This is a genomic window from Vibrio sp. DNB22_10_4 (assembly GCF_052879755.1).
This window is the reverse complement of the sequence record NZ_JBNNXW010000001.1, coordinates 1,106,801-1,121,779: the sequence shown is the minus strand read 5'-3', so window position 1 is coordinate 1,121,779 and position 14,979 is coordinate 1,106,801. Positions and strand designations below refer to the sequence as shown.

The following is a 14,979-nucleotide window of genomic DNA, read 5'->3' as shown; positions in this document are numbered from 1 at the left end:
TTGGAATTAGTTTGATTTAAGTTATTGATATTAAAATCAAGCTTCATACTACGCATCACAACCAAAGCTCGCAATGAGCTTCCTTGGTATCTGTGACAATTAATGCTCTTCGACACTAAAAATAGGCCTGAATGCACTGGGAGACAAGGATTCCCCGATGATTTGTTCATCAAGTGAATCAGGTGTTAGCACTTCAATTTTAGGTGCAAGATCTGTTTCGTAGGGCTCATCTCGTAAATAATGTACGGCTTGACGGATAGACAATTGACCTTGCTCTACCATTTTGTCTGTCGGTGCAAACTCTACTTTGTTGCGAAGTAAGCCGCGATATACCCCGTGACTCAGGTAAATCGATAGAAGCTTGATATCAGAGTGGTGCGGCTGTGCACGTAGCTCACTAATAGCAGCTTCAATAGCAACTGCGCTGCCAACGACATAATCGAGGTTCGGGTAGTTTTCAATGACCTCTTGAACTAGGTTACGCTGTAACTCCTTGTCATTGTCTGCCCATAGGGTTTCAACAATGTTTACATCACTGTGTTTGACTGCTTCTAGAAATCCAAGAATGACAGGCTTTGTCCCACCACTTGATTCTGGGCCAGGAAGAAAAGCCACATCGACGACACCACTGCCTTTAGGGTGCTGCTCTGCCAAGTGTTTACCGACTCGATGACCCATCCAGTACCAATCAACGCCGACAACACCTTTTACGTGTTGACGTTGCGCTTTATCGACAATGAGATGATTTACTGTCGCAAATACAGGCGTGTCTTGTGTGTAGCGACTTAAATCCTGGCTAAATGCGGTGGGAGAGACGGTACCAAGAATGATCGCATCGGCGCCCCAGTCGCGACATGCGACAAGCTGAGCTCGTTGTTTGTCGATGTTCGGGTAACCCCCAGACTCCAAGACTTTGAGTGTGATATTTTGCTTCTCTGCTTCTGTTACCATCCCATAGTTTACGGATAGCCAGTATGAGTCTTTAAGGTGTGGGTAAATGGCGCACACTTTTTCTGACTCCGGTGCGTTCTTAACAGTAGTGGCATTTGCTGCATTACTGCTCAGTGGAACACTGGTGGCAATCATTAGCGCACAAATTGTCGAAAAAAAGTGAGTTTTATTAGGCATATCGTCAACGTTTAGTGGTATCTAGCTCTGCTACACTGCAAAATATAGCGTAATACAGTCCAATGAGCGTCGGCAAGCGCTAAGTGTCGATGAGTGGGCGTAATTTTAGTAGTTTGCGTGCTTCTTTCAGGTTCCGATCGATATTGGAATAGCAATCCTGGATGGAATCGAAGTAAAGTCAATGGAGTGGGTATGTTGCTCTCTAAAGCCAGTATTGGCCGTAAGTTATTATTTTCCTTTTTAGTGATGGCATTACTCGTATTGCTGTCGACGGCGATTGGCGTGTCTGGATTCTCATTTGTTGCTAAGACAGAGCGCAATGTGGTTGATACAGCCATTCCTTCAATGCTTGAAGCTCGTGAAGTCTCTGAGTTAAGTTCGCGCATCATTGCATCAGTACAAGTGCTCTCGAACGCAAAAACCAAACCACAGCATCAAGAGGCTGGGCGTGTGTTGTTTTCGCGTCTCGAATCTTTGCTCCTGCACATAAAAAGTCTTGGCTCAGATTCGTTCGATTCCAAATTGCTCGATAGCCTTGAACAAACCGTTCAATCTATCATTGATAGTCTTGCAGAGCTGGGCAGCTCTGTGGAACAAACCATCACGCTCGATCAATCAATTTTACAACTGACGACTCAGCTACGAGTGCAAGCGGAAGAGCTAGAGCAACTAACGCGCACCCAAGTTCTCAATACCAGTACGATTGCTGTTGCCAATGTGACTCATATTTACGGTTTGCTTGAAAAGGAAAAGAAAGCAGAAGCACTCAGTGCCTTGGACAGTCTAGTTGAAGTCGACCTTGATCTGTCCGAACGATTGCACGAGTTGCACCTTCTTGCCTTTAAAACACTCAATCAGATTGAGGAGGCGAGAACGGTTTCTGATCCTGGGCGTATCGATGAACTACAGCGTCAGTATCAGACCAACATTAATATCATGCAAAGACGGGTACCCGGAGTTGAGGATCCTACTCGCTCAGAGCAGATGGCTTCGCTTTTAGATGAACTGTCGTCCGGGAAAACGATTTTTACCTTACTCAAGCAAAAATACAACGAGAGGCAGCGGTCTAAAAGCTTAATGCACGAAACGCTCGAATTGTTTACCAAGCTCAATGAAACCATTTCAAAACTTGTCGACCAATCTAACGCAGCGACAACGGCCGCTGTGGCCGACTTATCTGCGACATTAAAATACGCGCAGTGGACGTTGGGTATACTGTCTATTATCGGCTTTGTTGTGGTTGTATTGATTGTGTGGCGCGTGGTTTATGTGTCGGTAGTAAAACGACTGGCAGAATACTCTGGCGCGCTGCTATCTATAGCGAAAGGGCAGCTCAATGTTGATGTCAGTGTAAAGGGTAATGATGAACTCGCCCATATGGGTCAAGCCATCATCACTGCTCGTAATACGGCACAGGCTCTTAAAGTTGTCGCTGAAGCTGAAATCAAAGCCAAGAAAGAGCTCGAGAATCATAGAAATCAGTTAGAACAAATCGTTACCGAGCGGACACTCCAGTTGCAAACCAGTAATGAAAAACTCAACCAGGAAGTATTAAATCACGCCAAAGCACGCAATGCGGCTGAACAAGCGAGCCGCGCTAAGTCTGCATTTCTAGCGACCATGAGTCATGAGATCCGGACTCCGATGAACGGGGTACTTGGCACCGCAGCCTTAATGGAAGATACCTCGCTGAACTCTCAGCAACGTAATTACTTGCAAGTGATTAATCGTAGTGGGCAGAATTTGCTTGCGATTCTCAATGATATTTTGGACTACTCGAAAATAGAGGCTGGCCACCTTGAGATCCGAAACAAACCGTTTGATCTTTATCGAATGGTGCAAGATTGTTATCAGCTAATGCTCGGCAAGGCTCTGGAGAAGAACCTAGATTTTCGTTTTCATATTGAGAGTGATGTATCTGATGTTTATTGCGGTGACGTTACCCGCCTAAGCCAAGTGCTTAACAACTTGGTTGGTAATGCGATTAAGTTCACCTCGTCCGGCCAGGTTGATATCTACGTATCTCTAGACCCTGATGATGAAACTTGTGTGATGATCGAGGTCTCTGATACTGGTGTTGGGATTAGCCCTGATGACCAATTGCGTTTGTTTGAAGCCTTTACTCAGGCGGAAAATGGTCACAGTACCATTGGTGGTACTGGGCTCGGTCTAGCAATAAGCCAAAGGCTTGTACATGCGATGAATGGCGAGATCTACGTTGATTCCTATCTTGGGGAAGGAAGTCGTTTCTGGTTTGTCATTCCTTTGGAGCAATGTGCACTTGAAGGGCAAGAAATACAAACGCCTATTGGTGGCACTGAAACAGTAAACGGTCGCGTGCTGTTGATAGAAGATAACGCGGTGAATCTCATGGTTGCAGAAGGTTTTCTGGTCAATATGGGGCATCATGTGATTGCAGCGGAAACAGGAGAGGATGCCAAGGTTATGTTTTCCGAGCATGATTTTGATATTGCACTCGTTGACATTAACCTACCAGACTGTAGTGGTGTTGATTTATTAAAAGCATTCAGACAAATAGAAAAAAACAAAGCTGCGAACGAAAAGACACCAATGATTGCGGTATCAGCTCACGTATTTAACGAAGAAGTCGAGTCATACTTAGAAGCAGGCTTTGACGGCTATCTTCCAAAGCCCGTCGACAGAGAAGATCTGCGAGACACAATACAGCAGCATCTTGCCAATAAGGTGACGACCTACTTGGCTTCGGAAGCGCAACCCTCTCAAACTGAGTTGGACACGTTGGAAGAATCGATGATTATTGATGAAAAAGTACTGCGTGATGACTTGTCGATATTAGGTCATGACAGAGTAAAAAAAATTGTTGATGCGTTTGTTGAGTCGAGTCAGCAGATCATTGAAGAGCTAGAAAGTGCAGCACAAACGGATGATGGGCATGAAGTTAAAGCATTAGCTCACAAACTCAAAGGTAGCGCGGCTGCACTAGGCTTAACGCAACTATTTGAAATCTGCCTTGCTATCGAAACGGCCGATGATCATATTGGTCGATTGCTGTCAGTCCTAGAGCTTTTAATTCTGTCAAGGCAACAGTCCGTTAATCGCTTACAAGGTCTGCTAAATAACTGATACTGTGTAAATATACAGCTCGTGGCTTTTCGCTACTTTTTTGACTATTAGCGAAGCTTTTTAGTCACTAAAAATCCAAACCAGAAAAGGGCTCACATTGAGCCCTTTTTCGTTATACAGTTGGGTATGACCTTACCAATCATCATCAAGATAGGTTCGGTGTTCAACTGCATAGGGATCTTCATCAATCCCTTTGTTAGAGAGTCCTCTCAAGTGTTCGAGTTGGTGTTCCAACATGTTGACGGTCTCGTAGTCACCGTCTGAACAGGCAACATAAATCTGTTGCTCGATGGCTTCAATGCTATCTCTAATGCTCATCTTACACCTCCTAAGAGTTCCCGCGAGCACCTATCTGTTCTTAAGTCGATTCTATCTATTCTCAAACCGATTATAGTCCAACAGCCCGAATTCGATAGGTTGAGTGCGCTGGTAAAACTCATGAACTTGGTCGCTAAATTGCCAAAAATCAGGAGAGCTACGTCTAACTGCATAATTGTCGAGCAGTTTTACATAGTCCTCTTCGCCGTTGATATTACGAAGTGCAACGACAAAATTTTCGATCTCTGACTCTTTGAGACTTAGATACGCGCTGGGATAACTCCCGATCACACCTCGAACAAAGGTAAGGTCATCGTTCTTATAATCGCGATTCTTCTGTTCAGAGAACAAGCTTGAGATGTTGATGTGTGCATTATTGTGAAGCAGAGTAAACAGTTGTTGATTCCCATTGTCCGCTTCAATCATCACCATGACAATTTGAGGTACGGTTTGAAGTCCTTCTCCTCTAATGTCATCGATACTGCGAAGCAATGCTTCGTTTTTCTCAGACAAACCCGTGTTCACGATTTTGAATCGATCGTGAATTACTGGCTCGAGTTTACTCTGTAACTTGCCATACAACTCTTGCTTATAGTTCTCGGTTAAATAGAGCTCTTGAGTTGGTTGGCTAAAGGGCTTGATGTTGCGTTGTAAAAACTCACTAAATTGTGGGCTTTGCTCTTGATACCAGCTACTGAACTCTTGGTGACGTACCGTATTTGGCAATAGGGCTAAGAAGTTACTTTCACCTTCCATTCGCAAGAAGTCCATGAACATACGAGTGATCAATTGATGGCCAAAGTTACCATAGACGTCAAAACCGGCCACCAGCAAATAATGGATACGTTCTAGAAGAGCGTAATCAAGGATCCACGCCGTTTTAGGTGGCGTGCCCACCATCCCCTGAACTACAGATGCACTATCGAAATGGCGGAAAACGGTCAGAGCTGCGTTTGGGTTCTCGCCATTACCGGTCCAAAGTACGTCGGTAGTCAGGTGTTTGCCGCCTTCAAACCATTTGTTCATGAACTCCGATTTAGCTTCAAGGTAGCGAGTTTGTTGATTTGCATATTTAACCCAGTTAGTAATTGGGACTGTATTGCTTTCAAGCTCACTTGGCAGCTTCAGGTTGTCTGCTTGCTGCTGATAAAATGCATTCACTTCTGGTAAATCTGCTTTGTCTGGGTCGAGGAAGAAGACCCAAAAGCGATCATTAATGACGTTGAGAGCGAGCTGACCGCGACACACAGGCCCTTTGATATAGGCCATGATAGTATTCTGAGCGTTATCAAGCATAAACTTGAAACGTGCATTCACGGGAAGATCTCTAAACGCTGTCATTGGGTTCGCAGAGACTGCGATATCATAGCTAGGAAGGCTATTAACCTCATAGTCTGGCATAATGAACCATTGGTACCAGGACTCGAGCCTCGGCATGTTAAGCGCAAAAGGCATATGAGTTTTATCAACAATCGTGCTTCTTACCGGTACTAGGCGGTAATAGACGCGGTCAACACCTGGGGCATCATAAGGTCTCCGAGCTACGATCCTGTCTATAGGTTTACCAGGCGGAGTGGCGGAACGAACTATAGTGAAAAAGCGTTGCTCGGTTTCCACTTCTGAGAAATAGAGGTGAGCAAGATAGAGGTGCTCATAGATATACCTTGCCGTCAGCTGGTTTTTTAAGTCGTCATGATTGAGCAGCTTTTCATATTCATTGACTAGGCTTTGCTCTTCATCAGTAAGTGGCAGTGGTGAATTCATTTTTGCGCCATTACCAAGCCATGAGATGAGCGTTTGGTACTCTGTGTTGGTAATGCCTGGCATACCATAAGGCATACCCCAGAGAGGGTAATCGGCTTCGTACGCATCGTATTCTTCGATCGTTGGGCAAACTTGCGTACGATCGATGGAGAAATCAAATCCTTCAAGCTGATCCGTTTCTGGCAAAGGGTGACGTGCTTTCTGTGTTAGCATTCTCGCAACTAAGCCAGCATCTAAGTTACCTGACAGAGATTGTTCGCGCTCATTAAGCACTGGAAAAAACCCTAACTTTCTCCACTCGGCGGTGGACTGAGCGTCTTCAAATAGACGAGTTGGCTGCGAAGCAGTCAAACGGGTGCCTTGATAGACAAGTTCTTTGCTTGAGCCACGGTCAATACCATCAACAGAAGAGAGTTTGAGCTGACAAGGGGCGTCGTAGCATGCGTGACAAACGACACAGCGATTGTCGATGATAGGTTTAACCTCAGAGAGGAAGAAGTCTGATTCGGGGGAAGAGACGGGAACGGTACGTTCTCTTACTTCAGGTTTGCCAAATAGCTGGTCATAGTTGAGCCCTGCGTAAGTGGCACATCCGGAAAAAATCAGGATAAGCAGGGTGAGTGAAAATCGTTTTATTGTCATATTGTGTTCTCAATGCATCGCATAGTGCGAGTGATTCCTTTTGCATAAAGCTAATTTTCATTGATAACTCGATAATTTTCCAACTATATATCCAAATCAGCGGATTTATAATGTTCTGAAGAAACAAAAAAAGCCTGACGATTTATCGTCAGGCTTCGATGCGATGGTACTTTTAAAGTAAGAGAATTACGCTGTTTTTAGCTCAGCTGCTTTCTCTTCAGAAATCGGTTTAGTCACGAGCGAAAGTACGATACATACGCCCATCATAACCGCAGAAATTGTGTACGCTAGGTTGTAACCACCACCATGAGTCATTGAGTAACCTACAATAGCCGCACCGATTGCGCCGCCAATACCCCAAGATGTGTAAAGTACGCCGTAGTTAGTACCGTAGTTCTTAAGGCCGTAGTACTCAGCGGTTAGTGATGGGAATACCGCTAGCAGTGTACCGTAGCCAACTGCAGCAACGGCTGTACCGATGATCAACATGAACTCAGAAGTAAACGTTGAGAACAGTACCATATTCACACCCTGTAGGATGAACGCTAGCATCAGTGTACGTACGCCGCCGATCTTATCGGACAGGATGCCTGCTGCAATACGACCGCCAGAGTTAAAGATAGCAAGTAGAGAAGCTAAGTAAACCGCGTTCGGTAGGTTAGCTTGCACGCTAGCAATGTTTGTGATGTTACCAATGATCATTAGACCAGCAGCAGCTGCAAACGCATACATAACCCATAGAGAGTAGAACTGAGGCGTTTTTAGCATTGCTTTCCAGCTCATGTCAGCCGCTTTCTTAACTTGTACCGGTGCTTGACCTGCTTTTACTTTTGGCTCTTGTGGCTGATAACCCGCTGGTGGGTTATTGATTGTTGCCGCAAGTGGTACAGCAACGATAAGGACGCCAACACCTAGCACCATAAATGTAGAGCTAATACCCATAGAACCAATCAGAGAAGAGGTTAGGGGAGCTAGGTATACTGCTGCTAGACCAAAACCAGCTGCGATAAGGCCATTAACCATGCCTTTCTTTGAAGGGTGGAACCATTTCATTGCTGAAGGAGATAGACATGCGTAACCGAAACCAATACCCGCACCAGTGATCATGCCGAAAGTGATATTAAGCATCATAACTGATTGAACAAAGCTTGAAGCAATCATGCCAAGGCCAGTTAGCGTTGCACCCAAGATAAGGATGTTACGTGGACCCATACGGTCTTGAAGTACGCCAGCCACAAGAAGACAGATAGAAAAAGTGATGGTCGCGATAGCGTAAGGAGATGACGCGTCAGCTGCACTCCAACCCCATTCACTTACTAGGGCTTTGTTAAATACACTCCAAGCATACAGGATGCCAAGACAAAGGTTGATACAGAATCCTGCAATTAGGATTCGCATAGCTTTATCAATCTTGCTCATTTTTGTTCTCTGATATGTCGAACAACGTTCGGGGGGTTAAACACTCAAATTAAGTTTGCGTTTATCAACAGATGACGCAAAGGAGCGCGGATTATAACCAATATTCCTACAATTGGAATCGATTTTTCCGAATTAATTCAATTAACTTATTGATGTAACAAAGGTGTAAATTTGATATTAATTTGACGTGTGAATTATTGGCGTGGTTCGTCGGATCACAAATTTAGCAAGTATTAAAAAAAACTGAGTTGTAAATACATTGTTACAATGGAACTTTGTTGATTGGTAAAATACGTAACATACTGTTACCCAAGGCGATCTATATTTTCGATTGTTGTCTAAATGTAACGGGAAATGAATGGGTGAAATTTGCACTAAAAACGTTCAAAAAGTAAGCTTGAAATATCATCAATTAGGAATCACAATACAGGCAAAATGAGATTTCAAAATTGAAAATGGACATTTCAAACACGTTTTTGATTATTTGTTGAGGTGACGTATGTTCATGACCAAAATTCTAATGTTGCTCGGTGTCTCTCTTGGAGCAGGCTACGCAGCTGCTGACCACATTCACTCTTATCTACTTGGTTTGTCTATTGCTTCTTTAGCGGTTGGAGCTTGCTACATGATCGCATTTGCGAGTACACGTTTCCCGCAATTCGCTATGGGTCTTTTACTCCTAGGAACGATCGCGAAGCTGACAGTCACCGTGGTGGGGGTAGGGTTAAGTATTTCGAATGATTTGATCACCTCACCAATCGTATTTGCGCTGTCTTATTTGTTCTACATCATTGCAGTGAGCTATTTGTGGTTCAGCTATCGCGATAGCATTACGCCAGCGCCTAAAGGACTAAAAGCACAAACTGCATAACCTCTAATCCGGCAGTGCCGGGTATGTTACCCAAACATAAAAACCGCCGAGTCGTTTTGACTCGGCGGTTTTTTTATTGCCAGGTATGTTACTTATTTACGCTGAAAGATCACTCCCTTCGCTCCCACAATTTAAAGATCAAATACGGATTCTCAATGTTGTCTTGCTCGAATAGTTGAGAATGAGTATCAAAAATGTGAATTAGTCTTGATAAATCATTCAACAAGCCATTAAGTGCTATTGCAAATGATACTGACTATCATTAACATTACGGTGATGTTAATGATCGATATACAGGATGTAACCGTTGAAAGGCGTAGAATATTCACCCCTATTTTTGGCCATAGCAGGCTCTCTTGCTTTACCTACATGGAGTCAAATGGCGTTGGCGAGCGACTCCCCTCAAGATGTTATGGTGATAACTGGAACCAAGACAGAGAAGAATCTCGTTGATGCCCCTATTCGAACGGAAGTTGTTACCGCTGCCGAACTCGAAAGAAACCACGCTCAAGATCTTGCGGAGGCAATTCAAAATGTTCCGGGATTAACGCTTGTCAATATTCATGGTAGGAGCGGGCAAGAAGTTTGGATCCAAGGCATAGATGCAAAACGTGTATTGATTTTAATGGATGGAATGCCAATTAGCGGTACTTCTGGTGCCGTTGACCTTACACAAATCACGTTAGCAAATGTCAAACAGATCGAAGTCGCGAAGGGCGCACTGTCTGCGCTTTATGGCAGTGAAGCGATGGGCGGAGTAGTCAACATTATTACCAAGACACCCCAGGAGCCAGTTGGATTTTCTGTTACTGCCGATACGGGTGGTTATGGGAGTAATGGTTTACGGAACGACTACTTTAATGACGGTCATATCAAGGTTCAAGGACATAAGCGTTGGGACCAATTCTACATACAATTAGCAGCAGACCATCGAGATAAAGGTGGTGTTGATCTCGATCCTTCTACGTTTCCATTTGAAGGTGCAAGCGGTACGAAAACCGGATTTTCAGGTGTATTGGGGTATGAATTTGAGAATGGTGGCCATCTAAAGCTGTCTCCTAGCTGGTATCAAGAAGATCTCGAAAGAAACTTTGATGAGTTTACGCCTGGTATAGGCTATGTCGACCAAGTGAAAAGTGAAGTCATTACTCGTCAGAACACGAGTATTAACTACACTGGGGCTATCAATGAAGACATTTTCCTTACGACATACTACATCAACGAGAGGGTGACTGAGGAAACTAAGCAAACTGTCGTTAGCTCCAACAATGTTAATAATCCACGGTTTGGTGAACTTAACTCACACAAGGCTGAGGCTCAAATAGACTTTGCGTTGGGGAGTAACCATGTCATTACAACTGGGATTGTTGGCTATCAAGCAGATTTAGTCCAAACCAAAAATGGTGTAAGTGAACTTAAACCAGAGAACCCTAGCCGAACAAACTACGAATACTATATCCAAGACGACTTTTTTGTTACTGACTCTTTTGAACTTTTACCTGGTGTAAGAGCACAAACGGACTCGGATTTTGGAAGTCATTTCTCTCCTAAATTAAACGCTATGTATCGTCCAGAGTCACTCTCGCAATATAACGTTCGTGTTAGAGGCGGTGTCGGCGCAGGCTATCGAGTACCGACTTTAAAAGAACGTTATTACGAGTTTGACCATAGCTCACTCGGTTATATGGTTCTGGGCAACCCTGAACTTCAACCGGAATCTTCCGTTAGTTACCAACTTGGCATTGATGCGCAGTTCAGCAAGTTAGTGTGGGGTGAACTAAGTCTGTATCGGAATGATATTAAAGATCTTATTGCAGAAGATCTAAATGCTGATAAATCGACACCGGATCTTCAAATCTATGAGTACATGAATATGGCTCGTGCTCTTACGCAGGGCTTTGATGCGTCAGTTCGTGTATCCGAAGTCTCCGGTTGGAGTGGCAACGTAGGATATTCATTCCTCCATGCGGAGGACAAAGATACAGGAAAAACCTTGGTTAGGCGTCCTAAGCATCAATTGAAATTCAGCGTTAACTACCTCATTGCTGCAATCAACACAAACCTTACGTTGTTGGGTCGAGCAGAAAGTGAATCTTATGCAGACAGCGCTAATACTCTGGTTAGCCCTGCCAATTCAATATTCGATTTTAAGATCAATTCACAAATCACAGACCAAATAAAGCTGTTCGCAGGTGTTGACAATTTGACTAATACAGTTCGAGACACACCATCAACCGGGAATGACTTTAGACCGACAGAAGGCCGCTACATCTATGCTGGCGCCACATATACCTACTAATTAAGAAAAGCAGTTTAATAAGGAAATACCATGCAAAATAAATATAAATTTCTAGCCCTTTCAATCTCAAGCGCTTTGCTTGTTGGGTGCGGTGGTGGCTCATCCGATAGCGGTAGCATTGATGGTACACCAGGAGCAGGAACGCCGGATGGCACGACCGTTGTTGTAGATGCAACATCTGGTGAGCGTTCAATGTTAGATCTCGCATCAGGCGCTGTTGTACCAACAGAAGATGATGTTTGGCACGTTGCTTACCAAAAATACGTCGGATTTAGTGCCAATGGTGGTGCTTCGGGGCCAGGCAGTGTCGAGGGGTGTATTGCTCATCAATATGATGCGCTGTTTGATGCTGATGGAAAAGCAGTTGAAGCAGAATTTGCAGCACTAACAATGGAAAATACGATTAACAATTACAACGCCGTTGATGCAGACAGTTGTACTGACTTTGAAGCTGATTCGGTTAAACCCGGGATTGTAACCGAAGATTGGTATGCTTATGGATCACCAAATAATGTTGTAGCGGACAACGCCTTTATTATTCGTCACTCTGATGGTCAGTCATACAGCCGAGTAAAAGCGACCGAGTATTACATGGCACCTGACCACAGTTCATATGATGTGTCACTGGCCGTTGAAACATGGAATGAAAATAACCAAGCGTTCGATGCAGCCTTTACTGTAACGCTTCCTTATGCGACAAGGAATCCTGTTGCTCAATACTATGATATTGATACGCAGCAAGTCGTTGCTGCAGATGGAGATTGGGATATCTACTATCATGTTGGCGGTCGCGACATGATGCTACAAACCAATGGCGGCGTATCTGGTGAGGGTAAAGGTGGAACCGCCGTAGTTCTTCTTGATGGCGGCGCAAACGCGGTAACAGATCCTACATCCGTTGGTCGAGACGATGCAAAACAAATTTATGATTACGAGGCAGACAATGGTTCAGGTGTATTAAGCAAGCCGGGATCTTACGGCCCGTTGCAGTATGGCGTAGCAGGTGGTCACAAAATGTGGCCAACATTTACGACATACTTAATCAAAGACGGTAGTAGTCTGTTCAAGATGCAAGTTACAGGCAACTATGGTGCTGATGGGTCACTAGGTAGCGGTAATGTTGTATACCGAATCGACCAGGTCAACTAATCAAGTGAAAGGTTATCACCCATAAGAAAAGGAGAGCATTTGCTCTCCTTTTGTTTAACTAAATACGATTCCTTTAAAACAAGTACTCTAACGTTACCGACCAGTTACGTCCTGGTTGAGTATAGATGTCGTAGTTTTTTGGAGACATAGAGCCTGGTTTCACCGACTTAGAACGCAAGTCATCATGTAACCAATACTTAGTATCAAAAGCGTTAAACAGGCCTGCACGCAATGTTAAATCGTTCATAGGGCGATAGTAAGCGGTGAGATCAACCACTGCATAGCCAGGCGCATCGACGTTTTTGTTGTCCGCATCCGCATCGTTATCCTGCCAATCCGTCTTACGACTAGCCATGGTTACTGAGCTTAGTAATCCCCAATTGTTTTCCACATTGTCATAACCGACAGCGAATACTGAACGAACTGGTGTAACCGTATCAAGCTGTTCACCTGTTTTCTTATCTTCACCATCTGTATAAGTCAGCGAGAAACGAGAATACAGACCTTGTGGAGCGCCTAATAATTCATCTAGGGCAACATTGGTAGAGAATTCAACGCCGCGAATATCGACATTATCAAGGTTAACCATGGTATAAACTTCTTTGCCTGAATCTGGATCGGTTCCTAGATCCTTGCTTGAAATGAAGTCGGTGTATTGGTTGTAGAAACCTACAAGTTCATAGGTCGCTGCTTTAGACTGGCTTCTAAAGCCAAGTTCATAAGAAGTACTGCGCTCAGATTTGAGATTAGGGTTGGCCTTTATAATCGCACCTTGGTTATACGTGTAGTAAAGATCGTGTACCGTTGGTGCTTTAAAACCTTGACTTACTTGACCAAACACACTGTATTGCTGCGACAAGTGATAGACAGCACCTAATTTCGCGGAAAAGTCATCATCTTGGTACGGACTAATTTGGTTGGTGTAGCCTTCACTGTCTTTAGGATCGGTTTTAAAACTGTCATAACGCAGACCCGCATTGACCACTAAACGTTCATTAAGTAGGAAAATTTGGTCGTCGATGAATAGGCCAAAGTTTGTCGTCGTTGCATCAGGCACACCCGTAGAGCCAACACTTGAACCACTGGTTTTGTAGTCATCATTGTTGAGTTGAAATTTGTTGTCTTTGTAGTTCAACCCGTAGGTAAGTAGATGATAGTGACTATCAAAATCTAACTGTTTGTGAAGTTGAGTATCAAACTGCCAAGAACGATCCTGAGCATCACGCTCGCGTAAGCGATCCCCATAAAGGTTGGTGTTGTCATAGTTTTTATTGTTACTGCGACTGTCTTGGTAGTTTAGCGTCCATTTTAGGTCGTCAGCGAAAGCGGTATTCATCTGCCACTCATGCTCGAAACCGACTCGGAAGCGTTTGTTTTCATCCTGGGTGTTTCGCGAGTTATAAGTGAAGTCCATACCTGGCCCCATAGGGATACTGATTCCATAGTAGGAGAGCTCATCTTCTTTGTGAGAGTAGTTGTAGTACTCACCTGTAATACCAATACGGTGATTATCATTTAACTGATAAAAAACTTTACCCAGTACATTACCAAGTTGCTTACTCGCGGGATTGGCTGCGCCGCGCTGGTCACCCACAACATCGGCGCCACTTCCATGGGTTTTTGTTTCTGAACCGTCGGCATAGGTCAGCATCAATAGCGTCTCGAGTTTGTCTTGTCGCATTGCCCATGTGGCCGTCGTTTTAAATTTCTCATCAGCAGAGCTATAACCTGTTTTAATACCGAATCGGTGTTCATCGCCATCCGTTACGAGTACATCATCTGGATTCTTAGTTCTCATAACAACTGCGCCAGCAACTGCATCGGAGCCGAATAGTGAAGAGGAAGCGCCTTTATTTACTTCTATTTCGGCTAAGGTGTCGACTTCAATTGCATTGGGATATTTGCGCTGCTCAGTGGCTCCGGGATTATAGCCATTTGGCTGTTGTACGCCATCTACCATGATCTTTACACGTGAACCGTTCATACCTCGAATGTTAAATCCTGATAAACCAAATCGACCGCTTCCCTCTGCCTCAACCCCCGGCAAGTATTTAACTGCCTGTTTAATGTCGCTAGCCATTGTTTGTTCAAACTCTTCACTAGAAATCTTACTAATAGATGTAGACACGTCTGAGTAAGATTGTGGAGTTTTTGATGCCGAAACGACAACGACTTCATCGAAGGTTTTTTTTTCGGTTTCAGCGTGAATATGAGGAGCGATAGCCATCAAAACAGAGGTCGCAATTAACTGCTTTTTGAAAGGAAACTGATACATCATTGTTAT

9 protein-coding genes are annotated in these 14,979 nt (G+C 44.1%); 4 read left to right on the top strand and 5 right to left on the bottom strand.

Annotation, left to right across the window (positions count from 1 at the left end):
• Nucleotides 1-99 precede the first annotated feature (99 nt).
• A complete protein-coding gene (torT, locus tag ACVA6Q_RS04845; protein ID WP_446646705.1) occupies nucleotides 100-1,128 on the bottom strand; it encodes a TMAO reductase system periplasmic protein TorT in 1,029 nt (342 codons plus the stop codon).
• A gap of 192 nt (nucleotides 1,129-1,320) precedes the next feature.
• On the opposite strand from torT, the gene torS reads away from it, so the two are divergent.
• The gene (torS, locus tag ACVA6Q_RS04840) at nucleotides 1,321-4,233 is read left to right on the top strand and encodes a TMAO reductase system sensor histidine kinase/response regulator TorS (RefSeq protein ID WP_446646704.1); all 2,913 of its coding nucleotides are present in this window, start codon (nucleotides 1,321-1,323) and stop codon (nucleotides 4,231-4,233) included.
• Nucleotides 4,234-4,365: 132 nt separating this feature from the next.
• Here the strand turns inward: torS and ACVA6Q_RS04835 are convergent, their stop codons facing one another.
• The 3 genes from ACVA6Q_RS04835 to ACVA6Q_RS04825 all read right to left on the bottom strand — a co-directional run bounded on the left by ACVA6Q_RS04835 (nucleotide 4,366) and on the right by ACVA6Q_RS04825 (nucleotide 8,376).
• Nucleotides 4,366-4,551 (bottom strand): hypothetical protein, encoded by a 186-nt coding sequence (locus ACVA6Q_RS04835; RefSeq protein ID WP_353499302.1) that lies wholly within the window; start codon nucleotides 4,549-4,551, stop codon nucleotides 4,366-4,368.
• 51 nt (nucleotides 4,552-4,602) lie between these two features.
• Nucleotides 4,603-6,957 carry a fatty acid cis/trans isomerase gene (locus tag ACVA6Q_RS04830; RefSeq protein WP_446646703.1) on the bottom strand — a complete coding sequence of 785 codons (2,355 nt, stop codon included), beginning with the start codon at nucleotides 6,955-6,957 and terminating at the stop codon, nucleotides 4,603-4,605.
• A gap of 186 nt (nucleotides 6,958-7,143) precedes the next feature.
• The gene (locus ACVA6Q_RS04825; protein WP_353499304.1) at nucleotides 7,144-8,376 is read right to left on the bottom strand and encodes an L-lactate MFS transporter; all 1,233 of its coding nucleotides are present in this window, start codon (nucleotides 8,374-8,376) and stop codon (nucleotides 7,144-7,146) included.
• A 505-nt stretch (nucleotides 8,377-8,881) separates the two neighbouring features.
• On the opposite strand from ACVA6Q_RS04825, the gene ACVA6Q_RS04820 reads away from it, so the two are divergent.
• The 3 genes from ACVA6Q_RS04820 (at nucleotide 8,882) to ACVA6Q_RS04810 (ending at nucleotide 12,695) form a co-directional block, all read left to right on the top strand.
• Nucleotides 8,882-9,247: a hypothetical protein gene (locus tag ACVA6Q_RS04820; RefSeq protein WP_042497969.1), complete on the top strand. Its 366-nt coding sequence runs from the start codon at nucleotides 8,882-8,884 to the stop codon at nucleotides 9,245-9,247.
• 379 nt (nucleotides 9,248-9,626) lie between these two features.
• Nucleotides 9,627-11,546: a TonB-dependent receptor plug domain-containing protein gene (locus ACVA6Q_RS04815; protein ID WP_446646702.1), complete on the top strand. Its 1,920-nt coding sequence runs from the start codon at nucleotides 9,627-9,629 to the stop codon at nucleotides 11,544-11,546.
• Between the two features lie 30 nt (nucleotides 11,547-11,576).
• On the top strand, nucleotides 11,577-12,695 hold the full coding sequence (locus tag ACVA6Q_RS04810) for an HmuY family protein (RefSeq protein WP_446646701.1): 1,119 nt from the start codon (nucleotides 11,577-11,579) through the stop codon (nucleotides 12,693-12,695).
• Nucleotides 12,696-12,768: 73 nt separating this feature from the next.
• On the opposite strand, the gene ACVA6Q_RS04805 is transcribed toward ACVA6Q_RS04810, so the two are convergent.
• Entirely contained in the window at nucleotides 12,769-14,970 is a 2,202-nt protein-coding gene (locus tag ACVA6Q_RS04805) for a TonB-dependent hemoglobin/transferrin/lactoferrin family receptor (RefSeq protein WP_446647184.1), read from the bottom strand.
• Nucleotides 14,971-14,979 lie beyond the last annotated feature (9 nt).

Bases quoted from the DNA above. Each gene is read 5' to 3' on its own strand.
- ACVA6Q_RS04825 (WP_353499304.1), bottom strand. From the start codon at position 8,376: ATGAGCAAGATTGATAAAGCTATGCGAATCCTAATTGCAGGATTCTGT.
- ACVA6Q_RS04805 (WP_446647184.1), bottom strand. From the start codon at position 14,970: ATGTATCAGTTTCCTTTCAAAAAGCAGTTAATTGCGACCTCTGTTTTG.
- ACVA6Q_RS04815 (WP_446646702.1), top strand. From the start codon at position 9,627: ATGGCGTTGGCGAGCGACTCCCCTCAAGATGTTATGGTGATAACTGGA.
- torS (WP_446646704.1), top strand. From the start codon at position 1,321: ATGTTGCTCTCTAAAGCCAGTATTGGCCGTAAGTTATTATTTTCCTTT.
- ACVA6Q_RS04830 (WP_446646703.1), bottom strand. From the start codon at position 6,957: ATGACAATAAAACGATTTTCACTCACCCTGCTTATCCTGATTTTTTCC.
- ACVA6Q_RS04820 (WP_042497969.1), top strand. From the start codon at position 8,882: ATGACCAAAATTCTAATGTTGCTCGGTGTCTCTCTTGGAGCAGGCTAC.
- torT (WP_446646705.1), bottom strand. From the start codon at position 1,128: ATGCCTAATAAAACTCACTTTTTTTCGACAATTTGTGCGCTAATGATT.
- ACVA6Q_RS04810 (WP_446646701.1), top strand. From the start codon at position 11,577: ATGCAAAATAAATATAAATTTCTAGCCCTTTCAATCTCAAGCGCTTTG.
- ACVA6Q_RS04835 (WP_353499302.1), bottom strand. From the start codon at position 4,551: ATGAGCATTAGAGATAGCATTGAAGCCATCGAGCAACAGATTTATGTT.